The organism is Mycolicibacterium fallax, from assembly GCF_010726955.1.
GTDB lineage: Bacteria > Actinomycetota > Actinomycetes > Mycobacteriales > Mycobacteriaceae > Mycobacterium > Mycobacterium fallax.
Map to the genome: position 1 here is coordinate 922,208 of NZ_AP022603.1, position 21,871 is coordinate 944,078.

General features: G+C 69.7%; 28 protein-coding genes and 1 pseudogene. 15 read left to right on the plus strand and 14 right to left on the minus strand.

All coding sequences use genetic code 11. The features are described 5' to 3' along the window. Positions 1-35: 35 nt before the first annotated feature. A complete protein-coding gene (locus G6N10_RS04360; protein WP_085095844.1) occupies positions 36-473 on the minus strand; it encodes a Fur family transcriptional regulator in 438 nt (145 codons plus the stop codon). A gap of 178 nt (positions 474-651) precedes the next feature. Here G6N10_RS04360 and G6N10_RS04365 point away from each other — a divergent pair, with 178 nt between their 5' ends. Next, positions 652-1,614 carry an enolase C-terminal domain-like protein gene (locus tag G6N10_RS04365; RefSeq protein WP_085095771.1) on the plus strand — a complete coding sequence of 321 codons (963 nt, stop codon included), beginning with the start codon at positions 652-654 and terminating at the stop codon, positions 1,612-1,614. Here the strand turns inward: G6N10_RS04365 and G6N10_RS04370 are convergent. Then, entirely contained in the window at positions 1,611-2,252 is a 642-nt protein-coding gene (locus G6N10_RS04370; protein WP_109750493.1) for a cutinase family protein, read from the minus strand. The two genes, G6N10_RS04365 and G6N10_RS04370, sit on opposite strands and share 4 nt — an antisense overlap. Positions 2,253-2,491: 239 nt before the next feature. On the opposite strand from G6N10_RS04370, the gene tpx reads away from it, so the two are divergent. From tpx to G6N10_RS04385, 3 genes are all read left to right on the plus strand, one after another. Beyond that, on the plus strand, positions 2,492-2,983 hold the full coding sequence (gene tpx, locus G6N10_RS04375; RefSeq protein ID WP_085095775.1) for a thiol peroxidase: 492 nt from the start codon (positions 2,492-2,494) through the stop codon (positions 2,981-2,983). A 225-nt stretch (positions 2,984-3,208) separates the two neighbouring features. Further along, entirely contained in the window at positions 3,209-3,844 is a 636-nt protein-coding gene (gene ripD, locus G6N10_RS04380) for an NlpC/P60 family peptidoglycan-binding protein RipD (protein ID WP_085095777.1), read from the plus strand. Positions 3,845-3,919: 75 nt separating this feature from the next. Continuing rightward, positions 3,920-4,699 (plus strand): DUF3159 domain-containing protein, encoded by a 780-nt coding sequence (locus tag G6N10_RS04385; RefSeq protein ID WP_085095779.1) that lies wholly within the window; start codon positions 3,920-3,922, stop codon positions 4,697-4,699. A gap of 2 nt (positions 4,700-4,701) precedes the next feature. Here the strand turns inward: G6N10_RS04385 and G6N10_RS04390 are convergent, their stop codons facing one another. Both G6N10_RS04390 and mgtE read right to left on the minus strand, forming a co-directional pair. After that, complete coding sequence (locus tag G6N10_RS04390) at positions 4,702-6,252, minus strand: class I adenylate-forming enzyme family protein (RefSeq protein ID WP_085095781.1); 1,551 nt, start codon at positions 6,250-6,252, stop codon at positions 4,702-4,704. Between the two features lie 34 nt (positions 6,253-6,286). Beyond that, positions 6,287-7,669, minus strand: a complete 1,383-nt coding sequence (gene mgtE, locus G6N10_RS04395; RefSeq protein ID WP_085095783.1) for a magnesium transporter — start codon at positions 7,667-7,669, stop codon at positions 6,287-6,289. Between the two features lie 93 nt (positions 7,670-7,762). On the opposite strand from mgtE, the gene G6N10_RS04400 reads away from it, so the two are divergent. From G6N10_RS04400 to G6N10_RS04410, 3 genes are all read left to right on the plus strand, one after another. After that, the gene (locus G6N10_RS04400; RefSeq protein ID WP_085095785.1) at positions 7,763-8,173 is read left to right on the plus strand and encodes a hypothetical protein; all 411 of its coding nucleotides are present in this window, start codon (positions 7,763-7,765) and stop codon (positions 8,171-8,173) included. A gap of 6 nt (positions 8,174-8,179) precedes the next feature. Beyond that, positions 8,180-8,821: a hypothetical protein gene (locus tag G6N10_RS04405; protein WP_407663967.1), complete on the plus strand. Its 642-nt coding sequence runs from the start codon at positions 8,180-8,182 to the stop codon at positions 8,819-8,821. Between the two features lie 70 nt (positions 8,822-8,891). After that, positions 8,892-9,131 (plus strand): hypothetical protein, encoded by a 240-nt coding sequence (locus G6N10_RS04410; protein ID WP_085095789.1) that lies wholly within the window; start codon positions 8,892-8,894, stop codon positions 9,129-9,131. 18 nt (positions 9,132-9,149) lie between these two features. On the opposite strand, the gene G6N10_RS04415 is transcribed toward G6N10_RS04410, so the two are convergent. The 4 genes from G6N10_RS04415 to G6N10_RS04430 form a co-directional block, all read right to left on the minus strand. Then, a complete protein-coding gene (locus G6N10_RS04415; protein ID WP_085095791.1) occupies positions 9,150-9,455 on the minus strand; it encodes a barstar family protein in 306 nt (101 codons plus the stop codon). Continuing rightward, on the minus strand, positions 9,452-9,856 hold the full coding sequence (locus G6N10_RS04420) for a guanyl-specific ribonuclease (RefSeq protein WP_407664014.1): 405 nt from the start codon (positions 9,854-9,856) through the stop codon (positions 9,452-9,454). Before G6N10_RS04420 ends, G6N10_RS04415 begins: the two co-directional genes overlap by 4 nt. Positions 9,857-9,936: 80 nt before the next feature. Continuing rightward, the gene (locus G6N10_RS04425) at positions 9,937-10,563 is read right to left on the minus strand and encodes an FKBP-type peptidyl-prolyl cis-trans isomerase (RefSeq protein WP_109750494.1); all 627 of its coding nucleotides are present in this window, start codon (positions 10,561-10,563) and stop codon (positions 9,937-9,939) included. Between the two features lie 36 nt (positions 10,564-10,599). Further along, entirely contained in the window at positions 10,600-11,205 is a 606-nt protein-coding gene (locus tag G6N10_RS04430) for a class I SAM-dependent methyltransferase (RefSeq protein ID WP_085095793.1), read from the minus strand. Positions 11,206-11,330: 125 nt separating this feature from the next. On the opposite strand from G6N10_RS04430, the gene G6N10_RS04435 reads away from it, so the two are divergent. The 4 genes from G6N10_RS04435 (at position 11,331) to G6N10_RS04450 (ending at position 14,434) form a co-directional block, all read left to right on the plus strand. Then, positions 11,331-11,525, plus strand: a complete 195-nt coding sequence (locus G6N10_RS04435; protein ID WP_085095795.1) for a hypothetical protein — start codon at positions 11,331-11,333, stop codon at positions 11,523-11,525. A gap of 89 nt (positions 11,526-11,614) precedes the next feature. Continuing rightward, positions 11,615-13,234, plus strand: a complete 1,620-nt coding sequence (locus G6N10_RS04440) for a cation:proton antiporter domain-containing protein (protein ID WP_085095797.1) — start codon at positions 11,615-11,617, stop codon at positions 13,232-13,234. 35 nt (positions 13,235-13,269) lie between these two features. After that, entirely contained in the window at positions 13,270-13,902 is a 633-nt protein-coding gene (locus G6N10_RS04445) for an LGFP repeat-containing protein (RefSeq protein WP_085095799.1), read from the plus strand. Between the two features lie 103 nt (positions 13,903-14,005). Further along, a complete protein-coding gene (locus G6N10_RS04450; protein ID WP_085095850.1) occupies positions 14,006-14,434 on the plus strand; it encodes a cellulose-binding domain-containing protein in 429 nt (142 codons plus the stop codon). 10 nt (positions 14,435-14,444) lie between these two features. On the opposite strand, the gene G6N10_RS04455 is transcribed toward G6N10_RS04450, so the two are convergent. Next, positions 14,445-16,139 carry a GMC family oxidoreductase gene (locus tag G6N10_RS04455; protein WP_085095801.1) on the minus strand — a complete coding sequence of 565 codons (1,695 nt, stop codon included), beginning with the start codon at positions 16,137-16,139 and terminating at the stop codon, positions 14,445-14,447. A gap of 147 nt (positions 16,140-16,286) precedes the next feature. On the opposite strand from G6N10_RS04455, the gene G6N10_RS04460 reads away from it, so the two are divergent. Further along, positions 16,287-16,520, plus strand: a complete 234-nt coding sequence (locus tag G6N10_RS04460) for a hypothetical protein (RefSeq protein ID WP_085095803.1) — start codon at positions 16,287-16,289, stop codon at positions 16,518-16,520. Continuing rightward, on the plus strand, positions 16,510-16,821 hold the full coding sequence (locus tag G6N10_RS04465; protein ID WP_085095805.1) for a type II toxin-antitoxin system PemK/MazF family toxin: 312 nt from the start codon (positions 16,510-16,512) through the stop codon (positions 16,819-16,821). The genes G6N10_RS04460 and G6N10_RS04465 overlap by 11 nt, the downstream gene beginning before the upstream one ends. Before the next feature lie 10 nt (positions 16,822-16,831). Here the strand turns inward: G6N10_RS04465 and G6N10_RS04470 are convergent, their stop codons facing one another. From G6N10_RS04470 to G6N10_RS04480, 3 genes and pseudogenes are all read right to left on the minus strand, one after another. Continuing rightward, positions 16,832-17,344, minus strand: coding sequence for a YaeQ family protein (locus G6N10_RS04470; protein ID WP_163742641.1), 513 nt, complete (start codon positions 17,342-17,344; stop codon positions 16,832-16,834). After that, on the minus strand, positions 17,341-18,660 hold the full coding sequence (locus G6N10_RS04475; protein ID WP_085100861.1) for an IS256 family transposase: 1,320 nt from the start codon (positions 18,658-18,660) through the stop codon (positions 17,341-17,343). Before G6N10_RS04475 ends, G6N10_RS04470 begins: the two co-directional genes overlap by 4 nt. Before the next feature lie 130 nt (positions 18,661-18,790). After that, positions 18,791-18,880, minus strand: a pseudogene (locus G6N10_RS04480) (YaeQ family protein); the annotation flags it as partial. A gap of 201 nt (positions 18,881-19,081) precedes the next feature. On the opposite strand from G6N10_RS04480, the gene G6N10_RS04485 reads away from it, so the two are divergent. Both G6N10_RS04485 and G6N10_RS04490 read left to right on the plus strand, forming a co-directional pair. Next, a complete protein-coding gene (locus G6N10_RS04485) occupies positions 19,082-19,315 on the plus strand; it encodes a hypothetical protein (RefSeq protein ID WP_085095809.1) in 234 nt (77 codons plus the stop codon). Beyond that, a complete protein-coding gene (locus tag G6N10_RS04490) occupies positions 19,297-19,647 on the plus strand; it encodes a type II toxin-antitoxin system PemK/MazF family toxin (protein ID WP_234810544.1) in 351 nt (116 codons plus the stop codon). The genes G6N10_RS04485 and G6N10_RS04490 overlap by 19 nt, the downstream gene beginning before the upstream one ends. Positions 19,648-20,092: 445 nt before the next feature. Here G6N10_RS04490 and G6N10_RS04495 read toward each other — a convergent pair whose 3' ends face one another. Next, a complete protein-coding gene (locus G6N10_RS04495; protein ID WP_133055135.1) occupies positions 20,093-20,431 on the minus strand; it encodes a hypothetical protein in 339 nt (112 codons plus the stop codon). Between the two features lie 170 nt (positions 20,432-20,601). Further along, positions 20,602-21,837, minus strand: coding sequence for an IS256 family transposase (locus G6N10_RS04500; RefSeq protein WP_085095815.1), 1,236 nt, complete (start codon positions 21,835-21,837; stop codon positions 20,602-20,604). Between the last annotated feature and the right edge of the window lie 34 nt (positions 21,838-21,871).

The following is a 21,871-nucleotide window of genomic DNA, read 5'->3' on the forward strand; positions in this document are numbered from 1 at the left end:
GGTGGATGGGTTTTCGGTGGTGGATGGGGCGGTGATCACGGGTGCGACCCCGATGGCTGGACGCTCTGGCAGGCCGGGCAGTGGCCCCAATAGATGACCTCGGCCTCGTCGATGGCGAAGCCCCGGTGGTCGACCGCGGTCAGGCACGGCACCTCGCCGACCGCGCAGTCCACGTCGGCGATCACTCCGCAACGGCGGCAGACGATGTGGTGATGGTTGTCCCCGACCCGGGCCTCGTAGCGGGCCAGTGATCCCGACGGTTGGATCCGGCGGACCAGGCCGGCGGTGTTCAGCGCGCTGAGCACGTCGTAGACCGCCTGTCGGGACACCTCGGGGAGCCGCTCGCGGACCGCAGCGAGGATCGTCTCGGTGTCGGCATGGGCGTGGTCGTGAACGGCCTCCAGGACGGCCAGCCGCGGCCGGGTGACCCGCAGATCGACGGCACGCAGCTGATCGGAGTAGTCCGTCGGCATCTCCACACTTCAATACGTACGCCCTTTTTTGGATCTGGTCAAGATATTGTTTGGACTGGATCTAGAAGAGGCTGGTGCGCCGGGGAAGGGAGTGGCTACCCTGCACCGGGCCGCAGAGCCAAACCGTAGAGCCAAACCGGCCGTCGCGTCGGCGTTTCGGGGACTACGGTGTCCTCCGGTGAGAGCCCTGATCGATTTCGACGCCGCCGCGGCATTTTCGGTACCGGCAACGCACCCCGGCCGGCCGGCCGTCGAGGGACTGGTCCTGGAGGGTCCGCAGGGCTGGGGAGAGTTCAGCCCCCGCTCGGCGGCGCAGGCCGGCCCGGCACTGGTGGCCGCCACCGAGGGCGGCACGGTCGGCTGGCCCGACCCGGTCCGCGGCCGGGTCCCGGTCGCCCTCACCGTCGACACCGCCGACCCGGACCGGGCCGCGGCAATGGTCGCCGCGACCGGCTGCGGCACCGTCCGGGTTCCGGTGGGCGCCGGGCCGGCCACGCTGACCGACGACCTCGCGCGCTGCCGCGCGGCCCGCGCCGCGGTGGGCCCGCACGGGCGGGTCCGGCTGGTACTGGCCGCGGGCTGGGATCCCGAGGGCGCCGCGCCGGCGCTGCGGGCACTGCAGCGCGCCTGCGGCGGAATCGAATTCGCCGAGATCCCGGCCGGCACCACCGGGCAACTGGCCGCGCTGCGCCGCGGGTGCGACGTCCCGGTGGCAATCGAGGCGGCGGGGCTCGAGCCGGCCGGCAGCGACGCCGATGCGGTGCTGCGGCACGCCGATGTCGTCGTGCTCGGTGTCGCGGCACTGGGCGGGGTGCGACGCGCGCTGCGCATCGCGCAGTCGATTCCGCTGCCCGCGGTCGTCGGCTCGCCGGGGGAGACCAGCCTGGGGCTGGCCGCCGGGCTTGCGCTGGCCGGCGCGCTGCCGTCGCTGGAATACGCCTGCGCGCTGGGCGATCTGGGCGCCCTGGCCGGCGATCTCGTCGACCCGGCCCGATCGCTGCGTCCGGTCGACGGGCAGCTGCCGGTCGCCCCGATGCCGCCGGCGCCCGACGGCGCCGCGCTGGCCCGCTTCGCCTTGCGCGACCCGGGCCGGGTGCGGCACTGGCGCGCCCTGCTGGCCGGGGCCCGCGACCGCGACTAGAGCCGGGTGATCGCGAAGTCGGCGGCCTGCTCCGGCATTCCGTTGAAGGCGTAGAGCAGGTGGCCGGGCCCGTTGCCGTTGCCGCCGCAGATGAAATCGCCTGCGGCGCACAGCTCGATGGTCTTGGCGGTGTAGCCGGGGCCGATGGTCAGCGGGGGAGCGCCGATCGTGCTCAGCAGCCCGGCCGAGGGGGTGCCGAACAGCGCGACCGCGGCAACGTGCTCGGCGATCTCCGGCGGCAGCGGGCCGGTGATGCCGGGGGGCAGCGCCGTGCCCTCCGGAATCTGGTCGACGGTCAGGTACCCGATCACCGCCGCGCCCTGGGAGAAGCCACCCAGGATCAGCCGGGTGTCCGGGCAGCGGGCGGCCATGTCCCTGACCCGGCGGTCGGCGTCGACGATGCCCTGCGAGGCGGTCGGGAAGTCGGTGGTGGCCGGGTAGTTGACCGAGTACAGGTCGATGGAGCGCCCGGCGGCACGGGCCAGCACGGCGTTGTAGAAGGCCTGCCCGACGGCACCGGGACCGGGCGGCTCATCGGTGCCCCGGGCGAAGATCACCTCGGCATCGGGGCACGGATCGGCGACCGCGGCCGGCATCGCCACCGCCAGCAGCCCGGCGAGCACCGCCGTCGTCATCATCGCGCGGACCAGAACCCGTCCTGCCCGGCGCCCCGCCGTCGTCGTTCGTCGCATCTTTCCCGCCTCGAATCACCCCGGCCCTCGGCTCGCTCCCATGCTAGGGCGTGTCGAACAACGGGGTGAGTGTTCGGCAACCGCCGGCGCCTCGGCCCCGCCGGCGCCTGCAATGCTGGGCGGTTGCACAACAGTTCGCAACCCCGGGTGCGACAGGCCAGGCTGTCCTTGGCAGACTGTTGAACATGGCTCAGATCACATTCAAAGGAAATCCGATCAACACCGTCGGCGAGCTTCCCGCGGTCGGCAGCCCGGCCCCCGAGTTCACCCTGACCGGCACCGACCTGTCCGAGGTCACCAAGGCGACCTACGCCGGACAGCCCGTCGTGCTGAACATCTTCCCGTCGCTGGACACCGGGGTGTGCGCCGCCAGCGTGCGCACCTTCAACGAGCGCGTCGGCTCCGGCGGCACCAAGGTGCTCAACGTGTCGGCCGACCTGCCGTTCGCCCAGGGCCGGTTCTGCGGCGCCGAGGGCATCGAGAACGTCGACAGCGCCTCGACCTTCCGCAGCAGCTTCGGCGCCGACTACGGCCTGACCATGACCGACGGCCCGCTGGCGGGTTTGCTGGGCCGCGCGGTGGTGGTCATCGGCGCCGACGGCAATGTGGTGTACACCGAGCAGGTTCCCGAGATCGTCCAGGAGCCGAACTACGACGCCGCACTCGGCGCGCTGTAGTACCCGGACGCTCTTCCGGCGACCCAACGAGGCGCCGGCGCTGACCGCGCCGGCGCCTCGTCGCGTCGCGACACCGTCACCGTTGTGTCACGGTCGGAAAACTCCCCGGGCGATGCACCTGCTCGGATTGGCCGGTCTCCCGCACTTGTTGTACAAGTGAATTAAGTGGCTATTGAGGCTGCTGTGTACTAATAAGTGCGCGGTGCGGAGAGAAGGTTGATTCAGATGAAGCGCGCATACGCCGTCATGCTTGCCGCCGTCATGCTGTTTGCGGTGCCGGGCATCGCAAGCGCGGACATTTACCGAACCCCGACCAACCAGCAGGCCGTTGCTGTGGTGGTCCAGCGCGCGCTGTCCCAGCGCGGCGTGCCGTTCGTCTACGGCGGCGGCGACGTCAACGGCCCGACCCTGGGCGTCCCGCGCACCCCGGTCGCCACCCCGGCCCCCGGTCAGCTCGGCGCCCCTCAGCTGGGCCCCGGCCAGGCGCCCGCCGGTGCGCTGAACCCGGCACCGCCGGCCACCCCGGCGTTCGGCTTCCCCGGCCTGAGCGCGCCGACCGCCCCGATCCCGCTGGCACCGACGGTGCCCGGTTTTGATGCCTCCGGCCTGATGGTCTACTCGTTCGCCGGTGCCGGGCTGAAGCTGCCGCGGTCCTCCGGTGAGCAGTACCGGGTGGGCCAGAAGGTGCTGCCGCAGCAGGCGCTGCCCGGCGACCTGCTGTTCTACGGGCCCGAGGGCACCCAGAGCGTGGCGATGTTCCTGGGCAACAACCAGATGATCGAGGTCAGCGAGTCCGGGGTGTCCGTCGCGGCGGTCCGCACCAAGGACATGACCCCGTACCTGGTGCGCTACATCCCCTGAGACCGCCAGATCCCCTGATGTCAGATCGGGCCGCGAACCACCCGGCCGCGGACGGCTTTTCGTAGACTCGGCCCCGTGAGCATTCTCTTCGGGTTTTCGCCGTGGATCATCTACTGGCTGCTCGTCGGCAACGTCCCGTTCGGCACCTCGGTGCTGTGCGCGCTCGGCGTGGCGGCGCTGGCCTGGCTGGCCGAGCGCCGCCGCGGCGCCGCCGGGTGCACCCTGCAGATCGGCGCGGTGGCCACCTTCGGTGTGCTGGCCGTGCTGACCACGGTGGCCTCGACGGCGTTCCTGGAACGCTGGATGCAGCCGCTGAGCACCGCGGGCATCGTGCTGGTCACCGTGGTCGGCGCGCTGATCGGCAGGCCGTTCATCCGGGAGTTCGCCGAGCCCGGCCAGCCCCCGGAGGTCGTCGGCAGCGAGCTGTTCGCCCGCATCACCGAGCGGCTGACCTGGATCTGGATCGCGTTGTTCGCCGCGATGACGGTGTCCTCGGCCATTCCGCCGATCGTGCAGGGCGACGCCACCATCCTGGACACCCGCACGCCGCTGTCGTTCGTCTTCTATTGGGTGATCCCGGCGCTGCTGATGGCCACCGGCGCGATCGTCTCCAAGGTGCTGCCGGAGCGGATGATGGCCGGCTTCGACGACGAGGAACGCAACACCACCTTCGTCGCCTACAGCGAGGCCGCCATCGACGAGCTCTACTTCCTGGCCCGCGAACGCGCCGGGCGGGAGGTCCGCGACGGGCAGGAGGCCTACGACATCAAGCTCGGGGCGATGGGCGTCCCGCTGACCGGTGACGAATCCCGCAAGTCCTGGCCGATGAGCTACCGGGTGCGCACCAGGGCGTGAGCTCAGGGCAGCGCGGTGGCCGCCAGCTCCCCGCGGGCCGCCATGTCCCGCAACCCCTTTCGATTCAGCTTTCCGCTGGCCAGCACCGGCAGCCGGTCCGAGGACAGCACGCTCCAGCGGGTCGGCACCTTGTAGGAGGACAGCTGTTCGCGGGTGCGGGCGGCCACCGCCGCCACATCCAGCTCGGACCCGGCCGGCACCAGCACCGCACACACCCGCTCGCCGCGTTCGGCGTCCTCGAGCCCGAACACCACGCACTGGGCGACGTCGTCGAATCCCTCGATGACGGCCTCGACCTCCAGCGGGGAGACGTTGGCACCGGCGGATTTGATCAGCTCGCTGGTACGCCCGACGTAGAACAGCCGCGGGTCGCCGGCGCGCCGGTACACCCGGTCGCCGCTGTGGTACCAGCCGTCGTCATCGAAGGTGTCGTGGCGTTCGCGCTTGTTGTAGCCGGCCATCACCCCGATGCCGCGGACCAGCAACTCGCCGACCTCCCCGTCGGGCACCGGTGCGCCGCGCTCGTCGACGATCGCCAGCTCGGTGTGCACGAATCCGCCCGCGGTCTCGCTCATGGTGCGGTGCACCGGAAAGCCGTCCGGCACGTCGACCATCGCGATGTCCAGCGGCCCGTCCCGCAGCAGCGGCGCCGAGGACAGGTCCCGGTCGGCGAACCCGGGGTGCTCGCGCAGCCGCTGGGTGAACGCCGGCCAGCCGATCACCCCGGTCGCCCGCTCGGATTCGATCAGGTCAAGGGCGGCACCGGGATCCAGCCGTGCCAGGGTCAGCACGGTGGTCGCGGCGTGCAGCGCCCCGGTGACCGCCAGCATCCCGCCCACCCAGAAGAACGGCATCGCGCACAGCACCCGGGCCTGGTCCCCGGACCCGGTCACCAGCCGGGCGGCCACCGGCCAGGTGCTGGTCTGGCGCACCAGGGTGCCGTGGGTGTGCAGCACTCCCTTGGGATCGGCGGTCGACCCGGAGGTGTGCACCATGACGGCCAGATCGGCGGGGGACACCTCGGCCTCGGCCGCGGCCAGCAGCTCGGCCGGCACCGGGTCCAGCTCGTCGGCCGCCTGGGCCCAGCCCCGGCCGCTCGGCCCGGTGAGCACGACGGTGCGCAGGTAGGGCGCGGCCACCAGGTGCAGCCGGCCGGCGGACTGGGCGGCCAGCTCCGGCAGCGCGGCCTCCAGCCGGTCGGCGACGTCGACGTCGAGCACCCGCGGCGGCGCGATGAGCACCCCAATGTCGGCCAGTCGCAGCACCTTTGCCAGTTCGGCGGGCCGGTACAGCGTGCTCAGCGGCACCGCCACCGCGCCGATCCGGGCGGCGGCCAGCCACCACGTCACCCAGTCGACGCCGTTGGGGAAGAACAGCCCGACCCGGCTGCCCTTGCCCACCCCGGCCGCCAGCAGTCGGCGGGCCGCCGCGGCGGAGCGCTGCGCGGCCTGCGCGTAGCTCAGTCGCTCGGTCGGGGTGACCAGGTAGTCGGCCGGGCCGAACCGGTCGGCGGCGTGGGCCAGCAGGGCCGGGATGGTCAGCGGGGTGCTCACCCCTCGATCCTGCCCAACGCCGCCGCGCCGATCCTCACAGCCCCTGCAGCTGGGACAGCGTGGCGTGGGCGATCATGAAGTAGATGATCAACCCGGTGCCGTCGACGATGGTGGAGATCATCGGCCCGGACACCAGCGCCGGATCGACGCGGATCTTCTTCAGCAGCGGCGGCAGCACCGAGGAGATCAGCGCCGACCACAGCACGATCGCCACCACCGTCAGCGCCACCGTCACGGTGATCTCCGGTCCCACCCCCAGCGTCCAGGCCCGGATGACGGCGGCCAGCGCCATGGTCAGCGCGATCATCGCGCCGGTGGACAGTTCCTTGACCAGCACCGCCGGGACGTCGCGCAGCCGGACTTGACCGGTGGCCATCGCCCGCACCAGGGTGGTGGTGATCTGGGTGCCGGTGTTGCCGCCGGTGCCGATCAGCAGCGGGATGAAGAACGCCAGCGCGACGACGGCCTCCATCTCGTCCGCGAAATGCCGCAGCACGGTGCCGGTGTAGGCCTCGGCGGCGAACAGCAGCAGCAGCCAGACGATCCGCTTGCGCCACAGCAGCAGCGGCGAGGCCCGCAGGTAGGGCACCTCCAGCGGCGCCGAACCGCCCTGCCGTTCGGCGTCCTCGGTGGCCTCCTCGGCGGCGATGTCGGCGGCGTCGTCCTCGGTGACGATGCCCAGCAGTCGGCCCCGCTCGTCGACGACGGGCACCGCCACCAGGTCGTAGGCGTCCAGCGCGCGGGCGGCGTCCTCGGCGTCGTCGAGCGCGGCGACCGTGCGGACCTGGGTGTCCATCAGGGTGGCGACTGGGGTGGCGGGAGCGGCCAGCACCAGGTCGCGAAAGCCGACCACGCCGGCCAGCCGGCCGTCGGACTCGACGATGAAGATGTAGGCCCCGGTGCGGGCGTCGGTGCGCAGGTCGCTGGCCCGGGTGCGCACCGTGTCGATCGCCTCGGCGGCGGTGGCGCCGGGGGAGACCGTCAGCGTCTCGGGCACCATGTGCGCGGCCGCACTGTCCACCGGCCAGCTCAGCAGGGCGCGCAGCGCGGCGGCGCGCTCGGCCGGCAGCCCGGTCAGGATCCGGCCCCGGGTGTCCTCGTCGAGTTCGCGCAGCAGGTCGGCGCCTCGGTCGCTGTCGAGCGCGTCGACGAGGCGGACGCTGTCGGCGGGGACCGCTGCGCGCAGCAACCGGGCGGCCAACTCGTCGTCGACGGAGTCCAGCAGCTCGACCGTGTCGTCGGTGGCGGCGAAGCCGGCCAGGGCGCGCAGTGCGGCGCGCGGCAGCCGGGCCAGCGCGTGCGATCGGTCGGCGGGCAGCGCGCGGTGGTGCAGCCAGTCGGCCAGCGCGTCGGGGTCGGCTGCGGCGACGACGTCGGCCAGTTCGGGGGCGTGCAGCGGACCGGATTTGGTGTCCATGCGGGCTTCTCAACCTCGTTCGCGGGCGGTGGCCTCGGGTGGTGCGACGAGCATACGGCCATGCCGGCGCGACCGCCGGGTTAGCATCCGGACATGACGCGCGTCGTGGTGCTGCTGGCCGGGATGCTGGTTGCCGGGTTCACCGGACTGTTCGGCGCGACCCCGGCGGGGGCCTGGCCCGCGCCGGGCCCGGTGTGCACCTACACGCTGTCCAACCCCGAGGTGGTGCAGGTCGACGGCGCCGCGACGGTGCAGGTGACGGTCGCGCCGACGGACTGCGGCTGGCCGGCCAGCCCGCGCCAGCATGTGGCATGTCTGCAGGTCACCGGGGATCCGGTCACCCACTGCGTGCCCGCGCAGGGCGGCGACATCGCGGTGGTGCGGGTACCGTACCGGCAGGGCGCGGTGTACACCGGAACCGGCCGGGGCTGCGGTGGCTTCGCCGGCTTCCGGGAGCCGTCGCCGAACTGCCAGCCGCTCGGCCCCAGCACCGCAACTCTGTAGCACCCGATGAACCAGCAACCGATGAACCAGGACGCCATGCACCAGGACCCTATGCACCAGGAACCGGCGAGCCCGAACCGTCCCGCGCGCTCGTTCCCGGTCGGCCCCCGGCTGGCGGCGATCCTGCTGTCGGCGGCGCTGAGCTCGGCGGCCCTGTGTTCGGCGGCGCCGGCCACCGCCGACCCCGCCGACCCGGCCGGCGATCCGATGACCCCGGCGGGCAACGCGGCGGCAATGCCGCCGATCGGCGACCCGGCGGCGCCCCCGCCGCCCGGACCGGTGATGCCGCAGAAGGTGCCCGAGATCGCGAACCCGGTCTACGGCTCCGGCCAGTACGGTTCCGGCCCGCTGGGCACCCTGCGCGACCTGTGGAACGCGGCCCGCGACCCCTACGGCATGAACACCCCGGACCGGGCGCCCGGTCCGGCCGCGCCGCCGCCGGGTGCCGGGCCCGCGCCCGCGCTGCCGCCGGGCTTCACCTCGACCAACGCGCCGGGCTCGGAGACCGCCTCGAGCGGACCGGCCACCGGTGGCCCCGCGCTGCCGCCCGGCTACTACCCGATCGACGGTCCGCCGCCGCCCGGCTACGAGTACGCCGAGCCGGGGCAACCGCCACCGCCCGCGCCGGGCACCCCGTTGATCCAGTAGCGGCCCGGCGGCTCAGGTTTGAAACCCGGCTGGTGGGTACCCAGCAAGAATGGCTACGGAGGTTGCACTGATGAAGAAGACGGCGGTTCGGGTGTTGGCGGCCGCGGCCATGGCGGCCGCGCCGATGGCGGTGGCAATCGGGGTCAATCCCGCGGTGAGCCAGGCCATTCCGGACTGCGGACCGGGCAGCTGGTTCGACCCCAACATGAGCATCTGCCGGAAGGTCAGTGACATCACCAACCCGCAGGACTGCGGTCCGGGCAACTGGTGGGATCCGATGCAGGTGAGGTGCCGGCCGGTCTTCGGCTGAGGTCTGCGGTCGCGTGGCTCAGCGCAGCCGCAGGACGACCCCGGCATCGCTGAACACGTCGAGGACATCGTCGATGAGCGATGCGTCCGGCCCGTCGGCGAGGCGACGACGCGACACCGCGCTGTGCTGCCATTCGAACATGTACGGGCGGTCCTCGGGGGTGCCGAAGCCGCCGCGCAGGCAGTCCGCCAGGGCGTCGAGGTTGCGGCCGAAATAGCCGCCGCGGCCGTTCACCGCACGCCCGATCTCGCGGTAGAAGTCCTTGGCCGACTTGATCTTTCGGCCGTCGATCCGATACAGCACGGGCTCGGTTTGGCCGGTCATTTTCGCCTGCCCGCATCGGTGATCACGCAGAACGAGTCGTAGTGATCGCCGGTGTAGAAGTACTGCGGAGGATCGGTCACCGGGCCGCCGCCGGTGACGATCCGCTTGGTCGACCGGTTCCGCGCGCCGGGGGTGATCACGGTGTACTCGCGGTAGTAACCGCGGGCCCGCGGGGGCAGGTGCCCTTCGCGGTTGCCGAACACGGTGCCATCGCTGCGCGGGTGGGGGAACGGGCCGCCGGAGTGGATCCGTCGCACGGTGGCGCCCGCCTCGGGTGGCAGCGTGCGCAGCGGGCAGTCGGCGACCCCGGGCACCCCGGTGGCCGGCGCGGCCGCGGGCGCGGTGGCTGGCGCGGCTGCGGGCGGTACCGCGGTGGGGTTCGGCGAGCCGGACTGCAGCAGCGCCCAGCCGATGCCGAGCACGATCAGCGCGCACAGCGCCAGGATCGCGTTCCGGCGCCGGTGCGACGGGCCCGGCGAACTCACCCGGTGACGTCGAGGATCTTGATCGCGAAGATCAGCGAGTCACCCTTCTGGATCCCGGCGCGCGGCTCGCCCTGGGGGTAGCCGTCGGCGGGGACCATCGCGACCGCGACGGTGGACCCGATCTTCTGCCCGGCGATGGCCTTCTGGAAGCCCGGCACGACGTTGGTCAGCGGGAACTCCACCGGGGCGCCGCGCTGGTAGGCGCTGTCGAAGACGTTGCCGTCGCGACCGTTGACGCCCTCGTAGCAGACCGACACGGTGGCGGTGTCCGCCACGACCGGACCGTCGCCGGGCACCAGGGTCTGCACCTGCGTCTCGGTGACGCTGAACGGCGCCTGCACCGTGACGCGCGGGGCGGTGTTGTCGGTGGAGCCGATCACCTCGACGCTGCCGGTCGCACCGGCCAGCTTCCACTGCGGGGCCGCGTCGAGCGCCGGGGCGGCCGTCGGACAGGTGCTGGCCTCGGTCACGGTCGGCACGATGGCATCCGAGAGCGACGAGGTCTTCGACGAGGCGGTCTCCGACCCGGACCCACCGCAGCCGGCCAGGGCCAGGGACAGCGCGGCGGCACCGGCAACGAGCACGACGGAGGAAGACAGGCGAGAAGGATTCACCCCGGCCACGCTACAGCGGTCCGCGCCGCCGGTGGCCGATAGTCCCTATTCGGCGCGCAGCACCGCCACCAGGAAGTCCGAGTCCTCGGCGAAGGGCCGCAGATCCCAGGTCGACAGCAGCAGGTCCGGGGTCAGCCCGGCCGCGGCGGCGTCGGCGAAGAACTCGGTGAACGAGTAGTCCCGGCCGGCGCCGAAGCCGATCACCGCCCGGCCGTCCTCGGCCAGGTGCGCGCGCAGCCGCGACAGCACCAGCCCGCGGGTGCTGGGCGCCAGAAACGCCATCACGTTGCCGGCCGAGACGATCACGTCGAACGGTTCGGTGATGCCGCGGGCCGGCAGGTCCAGCTCGGCCAGGTCACCAACCAGCCAGCGCGGGCCGGGATGATCCTGCTGGGCCGCCGCGATCAGGGCGGGGTCGACGTCCACACCGACGACCCGATGACCGGCAGCCCCCAGGTAGCCGCCGAGGCGCCCCGGACCGCAACCGGCATCGAGGATGTGCGCACCGCGGCCGACCATCGCGTCGATCATCCGGGCCTCGCCGGCCAGGTCGGCGCCGTCGCGGGCCATCGCGCGGAAACGATCGATGTACCACTGGGAATGGTTCGGATCGGCGGCGACCTTTTGCATCCACAAACTCGGCTCGACCATGGCTCCATTGTGGCAGTCGGGGCCAGTCGCCGGCGGCCGGGGCGCGGGCCGGCCGCGGTGGGCGTTACCGTGGGCGCCACGGGCGGGTAGGGTCCGGGGGCGGTTCACTATTCAAGGAGACGGTAATGGGTTCAGAGCAGGAACTGTCGTTCGGCCAGAAGGTCAAGATGGGTTTTCAGGCCGCCGGGGCGCTCGCCCGCAATCCGAAGGCACTGGTCGCGCTGGTGAAGTACAAGCTCGACGAGCGCAAGAAGGCCGCGGCCCCGCAGGCCCCGGTCACCCCGACCGATCCGGCCGCCCCGGGCGGGCCCGTACACTGAGGCCCCGCTCACAGGTGACTTTCAGCAAGCGCACCTGAGACCCGGAAACATCGGCGACCCGCCACGGCAAACGAAACGGGGGAGCGCGCGTGACCACAGTCGCCCTGTACCTGCTGATCACCTTCGGCCTGGGCGGCGTGGCGATGGCGGTACGACTGCCCCCGCTGGTCGGCTTCCTGACCGCGGGGTTCGTCATCAACGCCCTGCACCTGGACAAGTTGCCCGAACTCGAGGTCATCGCCGACCTCGGCGTCACGCTGCTGCTTTTTGCGATCGGCCTCAAACTCAACGCGCGGATCCTGCTACGCAAAGAGGTGTGGCTGACCACCTCGGTGCACCTGCTGGCCAGCGTGGTGCTGGGCGGTGCCGTGCTGTGGCTGGGCGCGGTGGCCGGCCTGGCGATGCTGACCGACCAGAACCTGCAGACCATCGCGCTGCTGGCATTCGCGCTGTCCTTCTCCAGCACCGTGTTCGTCGTCAAGGTCCTCGAGGAACGCGGCGAGTCACACGCCCTCTACGGCCGGATCGCCGTCGGCATCCTGGTCATGCAGGACATCATCGCGGTGGTGTTCCTGACCGCCACCAGCGGACAGCTGCCCAGCCCGTGGGCGCTGGCCGTGCTGGCCGGGCTGTGGCCGATGACCCTGTTCGCCCGCAAGATCTGGGGCCGCCTCGGGCACGGTGAGATGCAGGCCCTGTTCGGCATGGTGATGGCGTTCGTGCCAGGGTACGCACTGTTCACCGCCGTCGGGCTCAAGGGCGACCTGGGCGCGCTGATCATGGGCGTGCTGCTGGCCTCGCACCCGTCGGCCTCGGAGCTGGCGCGCTCGCTGTTCCACATCAAGGAACTGCTGCTGGTCGGCTTCTTCGTCTCGATCGGGCTGACCGGGCTGCCCACCCTGCCGACCATCGAGGTGGCGCTGCTGATGCTGCTGCTGCTGCCGATCAAGGCGATCGGGTACGGCGGCCTGCTGACCCTGCTCAGGGTGCGATACCGAACCGCGATGCTGGCCGGGCTGGGCCTGACCAACTTCTCCGAGTTCGGCCTGATCGTGGTGTCGGTGGGTGTGTCGATGGGCATGCTCGACAAGACCTGGCTGGTGGAGATGTCCATCGCGGTGGCGTTGAGTTTCGTGGTGTCGGCGCTGTTCAACGGCCGCGGCCACATCCTGGTGGAGAAGCTCGCCGCCCGGCTGCCGGCCCAGGACGAAACGAAACTCACCCCCGAGGAGCGCCCCGCCGATGCCGGCGACGCCGAAGTCGTGGTCATCGGCACCGGCCGGGTCGGCCTATCCACCTACCGGCGGTTGAACGACCACTACGGGTTCCGCGTGCTCGGCGTCGACTACAACGGCCCGCGGGTCCAGCAGCTGCGCAGCGAGGGCTACCGGGTGATCGAGGGCGACGCCACCGACCTGGATTTCTGGAACCGGCTGCGGCACTCCGGCTCGGTGCACACCGCGGTGCTGGCGATGCACCGCCACGGCGCCAATGTCACCGCGCTGGAATGCCTGCGCGAGTCGGGATTCAGCGGCAACGTCGCCGCCGTCGCCCGCTATGACGACGAGGTCAAGTGGGCCATCGAGCACGGCGTCGGGATCGCCTTCAACATCTACGCCGGCGCCGGGTTGGAGCTGGCCGACCAGGTCGGCGAGCGCGAACTGGCGAAGCTGGCCAGGCCCGACGGCGACGCCGCCGAGCCCACCTGACCGGGCCGACACGAACACTCGAGGAGAGGACACCCATGAGGATGACCGCACACCGCCGCACCGCGATTGCCGCCGGACTGGCCGCCGTCGCGCTGCTCGCCGCCGGCTGCGGCACCAGCGACGACGGCACCAGCGACCATGGCACCGCGCCGGCATCGTCGGTGGCCGGCGCGCCGACCACCGAGCGCGCCACCGGCAGCGCCGCGGCTCAGCCCACCGACGTGACGATCGTGGGGGAACGCGACGTCGAGGTGACGCTGACCGGCCCGATCGCCGAGAAGTTCTCGTCGGCGACCCCGGAGCAGAAGCAGGCCCTCGGGTTGCCGCTGACCGGTGACCACAACGCGGGCGCGCGGGAGAGCGGCCTGCTGTTCCAGCAGTTCGCCGGCGGCGTGATCACCGCCAAGAGCGCCGAGCCGGGTACCCCGGCGTACATCACCTGGGGCAAGATCCGGGATGCCTGGAACGTCGACCGGGCCGCGGACGGCACCCCCGACGTCGGCGGCGACAACGGCTCGGTGGGCCCGCTGGGCGCCCCCACCAGCGACGAGACCGCCGACGGCGATCTGCTGACGACGACGTTCGACAACGGCACGGTGACCTTCAATACGGTGACCGAAGAGGTTGAGGTGACCATCAACGGCCAGGTCGTGCCGTCCGGGCTGTAGCCACGCGCCGGTGTTGCGTGACGGTGACGGTTGCGCATAGATCTGGCAGCGCACCGGCCTGGGGTTGGCCGGGTTCGCCGGGCCGGCTCTAGGCTTGGCCGTCATGGGCGCTGCGAAAACTGTGCTAATGCGTTGGCGCGCAGCGCTTCACCTCGTCGCAGCGGCGCTGATCGTCGCCGCCGGGGGAGTCACGCTCGCCCCGTCGGCGCACGCGGCCGTGGCCACGGCGTCGGTGACGGTCTCCTCGACCTGGCAGACCGGGTTCATCGGGCACTTCACCATCACGAACTACAGCACGGTTCCGATGACCGACTGGAGGCTCGAATTCGACCTGCCGGTGGGCGAATCCATCCGGCACTCCTGGAGCAGCTCGGTCACCCAGTACGGCACCCGCTGGGTGCTCACCCCGGCGAACTGGAATCGGATCATCCCGCCCGGCGGTACCGCCACCGGAGGGATGCGGGGAGTGCTGTCCGGCTTCTACGTTCCGCCGTCGAATTGTCTGCTCAACGGGCAGATTCCGTGTAGCTGACGACGCCGCCTCAGCCCAGGATGGCCCGGGCGGCGCGCTCGGCGATCAGCATGACCGGTGCGTTGGTGTTGCCGGAGGTGATGCTGGGCATCGCCGAGGCATCGACGACGCGCAGCCCGGCAACGCGATACACCCGGCAGTCGGTGTCGAGCACCGTGCCGGCCGACCGCGGAACACCCTGGGAGTCAAAGGCTCCCATCGCGCAGGTGCCCACCGGGTGGAAGATCGTGGTACCGAGTTCGCCGGCAGCCTGGGCCAAATCGTTGTCGCTCAGCACGTGTGGACCGGGCAGCATTTCCTGCGGGCGGTACGGGGCCAGGGCGGGGGCGGCCATGATCTCCCGGGTCATCCGAAGTCCGTGCACCGCGAGGCGACGATCGGCGTCGGTGGACAGGTAGTTGCAGGAGATCTTTGGGTCGGCCAGCGGATCGGCGCTGGCCATCCGCACATGACCGCGCGAGCTCGGGCGCAGATTGCACACCGAGGGAGTGATCGCGCCGAAGGGGTGCAGGGATTCACCGAACTTGGGCAGCGACAGCGGCTGCACATGCCACTCCAGATCCGGACTGGCCAGCGCGGGATCGCTTTTCGCGAAGGCGCCCAGGGTGGAGGGCGGCATGGTCATCGGCCCCGATCGCGCCAGCAGGTACTGCAGTCCCATGCCGGCCCGGGTGAACCAGTTCCGGTACAGGGTGTTGACGGTCGGGGCGCCCTGAATCCGGTAGACGGTGCGCAGCTGCAGGTGGTCCTGGAGGTTTTCGCCCACGCCCGGCAGGTCGACGGCCACCGGCACGTGATGCTCGGTCAGCAGTTCCGCCGGGCCCAGGCCTGAGAGCTGCATGAGGTGCGGGGAGCCGATCGCACCGGCGCTCAGGATCACCTCCCGGCGGGCCCGGACGTCGATGGTCTGGCCGTCCTTGCGCAGCCGCACCCCGGTGGCGCGGTGGCGCGCCGTCGTCCAGGCGCCGCGGCGCTGATCGTCGTCCACCCGGTCATCCATCAGCAGGCGCACGGCCTGGGTGTGGGTGTAGACGGTGAGGTTGGGTCGGTGGGCGACGGGGTGCAGGAAGGCGTCGGCCATCGACCAGCGACGGCCGCGCCGCTGGTTGACGTGGAAGTACGCGCTGCCGGCGTTGTCGCCCCGGTTGAACTCCTCGATCGGGGCGATGCCGGTCTGGGCGGCGGCGGCCTGCCAGGCGTCCAGGATCTTCCAGCGCACCCGCGGACGCTCGACGCGGATTTCGCCGTCGGCGCCGTGCCAGTCGTCGGCGCCGCCGAAGTAGTCCTCCAATTGTTTGTAGATCCCCAGTGTTTCGCCGGGGCCGCCCGGGCCGCCCCACCGCCAACGGTCGTCGCCGGTGGCCTGGGCCCACAGGTCGTAATCGCTTGCCTGGCCGCGCATGTGGATCATGGCGTTGATCGACGAGCAGCCGCCGATCACCCGGCCGCGCGCGTAGTGGATGCTGCGGCCGGCCAGGCCGGGGTCGGCCTCGGTGCTGAAGCACCAGTCGGTGCGGGGGTTGGCGATGGTGTACAGGTAGCCGACCGGAATCTTGATCCAGAACCAGTTGTCCTTGCCGCCGGCCTCGATCAGCAGCACCCGGTTGGCGGGGTTGGCGCTGAGCCGGTTGGCGAGCAGGCAGCCCGCGCTGCCGGCTCCGACGATGACGAAGTCGAAGTCGGTGGCGGGGCTGGGTTCCGGCATCGTTCCTCCAGGGCGTCGGGTGCGGGTACCAGTGTGCGTGACGATCACCCGGTGGGGTGGCAGGTTCTCGGGTGTGCGCCGCGGCAAGCTCGGGCGCTGGTCACCGGAATCCTGCGGGCGTCGCACAAACCGTCGTACAATGTTGCAATGGCTGACACCATCACCTTTCGGCCGGACGAGGACACCTCGAAGGCGCTGGCTGTCTTGACCAAGGATGGAACCGCGGTGTCCGCAGCCGTTCGAGCTGCCCTTATCGATGCCGCACGACGGAAGGCTCGCTCGGCGATTCGCGCCGAGGCGGAAATGCTTGCCGAAGACGAGGCCGACCGCGCAGAGGCGATGCAGGTGCTGCGCGACATGGAGACGCTGCGTGCGTGGTGAGGTCTTTCAGCTGCGCGCTCCGCGGGGGAGTCGCGGTCACGAGCAGTCCGGTTCTCGCTACGCGGTAGTAGTCCAGTCAGATCATCTGCCACTGTCGACGTGGCTGGTTGCACCGACATCCACCTCGGCTCGCGCCGCCAGCTTTCGCCCGGAAGTTGAAATCGGCGGCGTGCACACCCGCGTGCTTGCCGAACAGGCGGCCGCCGTCGACCCGGGCCGACTCGGCACCAGCGTCGGATTCCTGAGCGTCGATGAGATGCGACGCGTTGAGGCGGCCCTGCGCATCGTCTTCGACCTCTGAACGCCGGGGATCACTCCAAGGGGTCTGGCGTGAAGCTGACGTCGACGCCGCCTACGGTCATCGTCACCTGGCCTTCCATCACCATCACCTGCGCTGAGACCCGTCGATCGACAGCCTGGGCCAGTTGCTGCACCGCTGCGTGCGGTATCTGCAGCACCGAAAGGTTCGGCAGCCCAGCCACTTTGGGGCCGACGGTGCGCCACCAGGTGGCCACGCCGGCGGCGAACGGGAACAGCAGTACCTGGTCGGCCTGGCTGGCCGCCTTGCCCACGGCACGTTCGTCGGGCTGGCCGACGCTGATCCACTCCAGGGTCCGGCCGGTGTAGTCGGCCAGCCGCAAGTCCGGGACGCCAGGGGTGGACAGGCCCGCCCCGAACGCCAACTCGCCGTCGACGTCGCTGAGCCGATGTGCGCGTAGCCCGAACGCCAACAACCGCACCACCATCCGCTCATCGGTTTCACTGGGATGGCGGGCCACGGTCAGCGGAGGAATTGTCAATACCTGTGGATCGGCGTGTTTCAGGCGACCTCCGTTCCGGCTTGCTGATCGCCGTCTGAGGGCGGTGTCGGTGGGGTGATTTCGGTGGGGCGTTCGAGCAGTTTGCCCTTGTGGAAGACCGCGCCGGCGCGGACCAGGGCGACCAGGTGTGGTGCGTTGACGGCACGCCAGCGGGCCGCGGCGGCGTCGATGAGCTTGTAGGCCATGGCCAGACCAGCCGCACGTGATCCCGGCCCCTTGGTGACCTTGGTTCTCAAACGTACTGTGGCAAAGGCGCTTTCGATCGGATTTGTCGTGCGTAGGTGGATCCAGTGCTCGGCGGGATAGTGGTAGAACTCCAGTAGGGTGTCCAGATCGTCGGTGATCTTGGCGACCGCCTTGGGGTACTTGGCCCCGAAGTCGACCGTGAAGGCCTTGACCGCGACCTGGGCCTTGTCGATATCCTCGGCGTTGTAGATCTCCTTGAGCGCCGACAACGCCGACGCGTGCGCTGATTTTGGCAGGGCGGCAAGCACATTGGCTTGCTTATGAAACCAGCACCGCTGTTCTTTGGTGGCCGGGAACACCTCGCGTACCGCTTTCCAGAAGCCGAGTGCGCCATCGCCGACGGCGAGCACGGGTGCGGTCATGCCGCGTCGTTTACAGTCGCGCAGCAGATCAGCCCACGACTCGGTCGATTCCCGGTAGCCGTCGGTGATCGCCACGAGCTCTTTGCGGCCGTCCGCGCGCACGCCGAGCATCACCAGCAGACACAGCTTTTCCTGGTCCAGGCGGACCTTGAGGTGGATGCCGTCGACCCACAGGTAGACGTAGTCGGTGCCCGACAGGTCCCGGGCGGCAAACGCGCGGGCCTCGTCCTGCCACTGGCTGGTCAGCCGGGTGATCGTGGTGGCCGAGAGCCCGGCACCCGAGCCCAGGAACTGCTCCAGAGCGGGGGTGAAGTCGCTGGTGGACAGCCCGTGCAGGTACAGCAGCGGCAGCACTTCGCTCATCTGCGGTGACTTGCGTGCCCAGGCCGGCAGGATCGCCGAGGAGAACCGTTTCCGGTCACCGGTGTCGGGGTCGACGCGTTTGTCGTTGACTCGCGGTGCTTTCACCTCAACTGCCCCGGCTGCCGTCAGCACCTCGCGGGCCTGGTGATAGCCGTTGCGGACCACCAGCCGATGCCCCTTCTCATCGAGCTGATCGGCGAACTGGGCCACGTAGGCGGCGACCTCAGCCTTCAACGCGGCGGCCAGCATCTGACGGGCGCCGTCGCGGACGATCTCGTCCAACAACGACCGACCAGCACCGCCAGTGCTTTCGTTGGCCTCGATGGCATCGTGAACTACGGTGAGCATGGGCGTACCTTCCCGAACCAGCGCGCCAACGCCGGCTCATGATCGGACCTTCGGATATTCAGATCATCCTCGGGAAGGTGCGCCCACTTTCACGCCCCCTCACCGAGGCTCATCCACAGGTTCTGATCATTGCTCCGGTCAGCGTGTGATCGGCGTAGTAGCCGTGATCGACATCGGAGACGCCAAGTGCGACTTTGAAGACTGTTGCAGAAAGGGCCACGGCCTAGTGTCCACCCGGGTGGTGCACGCCCAGCAGTCGGGCCGCCGTATCTGACGCGGACTGGCCCGCGCGGGTGGGCGCCAGCTCGCGGGCCGGTCGTTTGCTGACGTGAGAGCGTCGCCGGCCGCATCCGATCAGCGAGTCCGACGACTCCACCGCATTCAGTGGGCCCCGTGTCTACAATTCGTCTACAATAGTTCCATGGCCGCAGAAACCACAACCGTCCGAGTCCGTCGGTCCGACTCCGAGCGGCTGCAATCCCTAGCCAAGGCTCGCGAAACCGCCGTCGTTGACGTCGTGCATGCAGCCATCGTCGCCCTGGAGCGGCAGGATTTCCTGCGGGGGCTGAACGGGGACTACCAGCGTCTGCGCAGCGACCCCGAACTGTGGGAGCAGTACCTGGCCGAGCGTCACGAGTGGGACGCACTGGCTTGATCTGGCGGGGGGAGGTTTACCAGGTCGATCTCGGCCAACCGGTCGGACACGAGCCAGCGTTTCGCCGCCCGGCGGTGGTGGTGTCGGTCGATATTCTCAACAACGGATCGGGCGGCCTGGTGGTCGTCGTCCCGATCACCACTGCGGGTTACGGCCTGCGAAGCCACGTTGAACTCGAGCCCGCCAGCAGCGGGTTGGACCACACTTCCTACGCTCGCTGCGATCAATTGCGGATGGTCTCCGTCGAGCGACTGTCAGCTCGCCAGGGAGTGATTAACCCAGAACAGATGCAGGCCATTGACCAAGCACTGCGCTCCGTCCTAGATCTGTAGTGCCCAGCCTCGGCATTGCCTCGCCGGCAGCGCCGGTGGGCAAGAACCGTCGGGCAGTAGCGCAATCGCGTACCTGACATAATGTGGCTTATCGGTATTTAGGTGACCTGGGTGGATGTCGGGCGGCCTCCGAACCCCAGCATGCAACCCGTCCGACCTGTCGTTTTGCAGTTGATCGCCGACTTTTGCATCCTTTCAACGACTACCTGCGAACATTTTTCAGTTGACCACAGCCATACTGCGGCCTTAGTGACACAAGCTTGACCATCGCGCAATCCGCTGAGAATCCCAACCTTGGTGTCGATAAGTCGTGCCGCGACGCAATCCCCGGCCTGGCCCCGACTACACTCGCAGGAGTATTTCGTCACAGTGACGATTAGACGTCAGGCCGCGGGCCTGCAGCGAGAGCGTTCGACTGGTTGGCTTCGCCACCAAAATCGGAGTGCTACACCGTGATTTTGTAGCGCGGCGCCAACTTGACGACAGTCTTGGCGAGACCCTCCGGGTAATTGCGAATCCGAGCGGGATCGGGATCGGGGCCGATCGACTGTGCCTCGAATAGCGATACTGCGCATTCGGTCATTCGGATTGCATTGCCGAAAGCGTCAAGCGTGACCTCCAACAACCCCGAGTCGTCCAACTCGGACTGTTCGAACATATAGTCATTCATCCACTTGAACCCGTGTACAAATCCCGATCCAAGTGAGTAGAAACTCTTGGCGCTGCGGGGCCGAATCACTGTGTCTAGTTCTGGATCTGGCGTTCGCGGCAGGTTTTCGTTCATCCAATCCTCTGACTGGCCAACGACTGCCATCGGCCCCGGCGGTGCCGCTCGAGCATCAGAAGGCAGCTCATCGATCTGCGCGATTCTCTTGGCTAGATAGCGTCCCAGGGAGTGGTGGACTTCGGATCTGGCGTGGTTCACGCGTCGCGATCAACGAGTCGTGTTGAACGCTAGGCGATTTGGTGTTGTTTGGCAAGTGCTGCCGCGGCGTTTTTCTTGTCGATGACGGCCCGTAGCTCGTCCATGGAGACGTCGGACAGATAGCGGCGGGTGACCTGCCACTCGTCGTGGGCTTCGATGACCACCGCGGTGGCCAGGCGCAGGAACGCCGCCGGGTTGGGGAAGATCTCCACGACATCAGCGCGGCGCTTGATCTCCTTGTTGAGCCGCTCGATGGGATTGTTCGACCAGATCTTCTGCCAGTGGGCCCGCGGGAACGCGGTGAACGCCAGCACGTCGGTCTTGGCTTCGCTCATCATGGCCGCGACCTTCGGGAAGCTGGGGGCCAGGGTGTCGGCGACCCGATCCCACTGATCGGCGACCTCGGCCGGGTCGGTGTGGGCGAAGATCGTCTTGACCGCCGCGGTCACCGCCGGCGCATGCTTGGCGGCGACCGCGGTGTGTAGGTTGCGCATGAAATGCACCCGGCACCGCTGCCACGACGATCCCGTGAACTGTTGTGCCACTGCGGCTTTCAGGCCAGCATGCGCGTCGGAAATAACCAGATGCACCCCGGACAGGCCACGCGCTTTCAGTGATGCGAGGAACTCGCGCCAGAACTCGAAGGACTCACTGTCACCGACGGCGGTGCCCAACACCTCCCGGGTGCCGTCGATGGACACCCCGGTGGCCACCACCAAGGCCTGAGAGACCACGTGCGCCCCGATGCGGACCTTGCAGAACGTCGCATCGCAGAACACGTACGGAAACTCGGTGTGGGCCAAGCTGCGGGTGCGAAACGCCTCGATCTCTGTGTCCAGGCCCGCGCAGATGCGCGACACCTCCGACTTGGACACCCCCGTTTCGACGCCCATGGCGGCCACCAGGTCATCGACATTGCGGGTCGACACGCCATGCACGTAGGCCTCCATGATCACCGCGTGCAGCGCCTTGTCGATCCGGCGGCGCCGCTCGAGCAGCGACGGGAAGAACGACCCGGCCCGCAGCTTGGGGATCTGCACCTCGATGTCACCAGAAGTCGTCGACACCGTCTTGGGACGGTGCCCGTTGCGGTGCACCGTACGCCCATCGCTGCGCTGGTAGCGGCCCGCCCCGATCGCGGCGGTGGCTTCGGCCTCGATGAGCGCCTGCAGTCCGGCACGGATCAGCTCGGCGAACACCGCGCCGGTATCAGCGGACTTGAGTGCGTCGAGCTGGGCGAGCAAGGCAGAATGGTCCTGGGTCATCGCGTCGTGTCTTTCTATGAGTCACTTTGGTCGG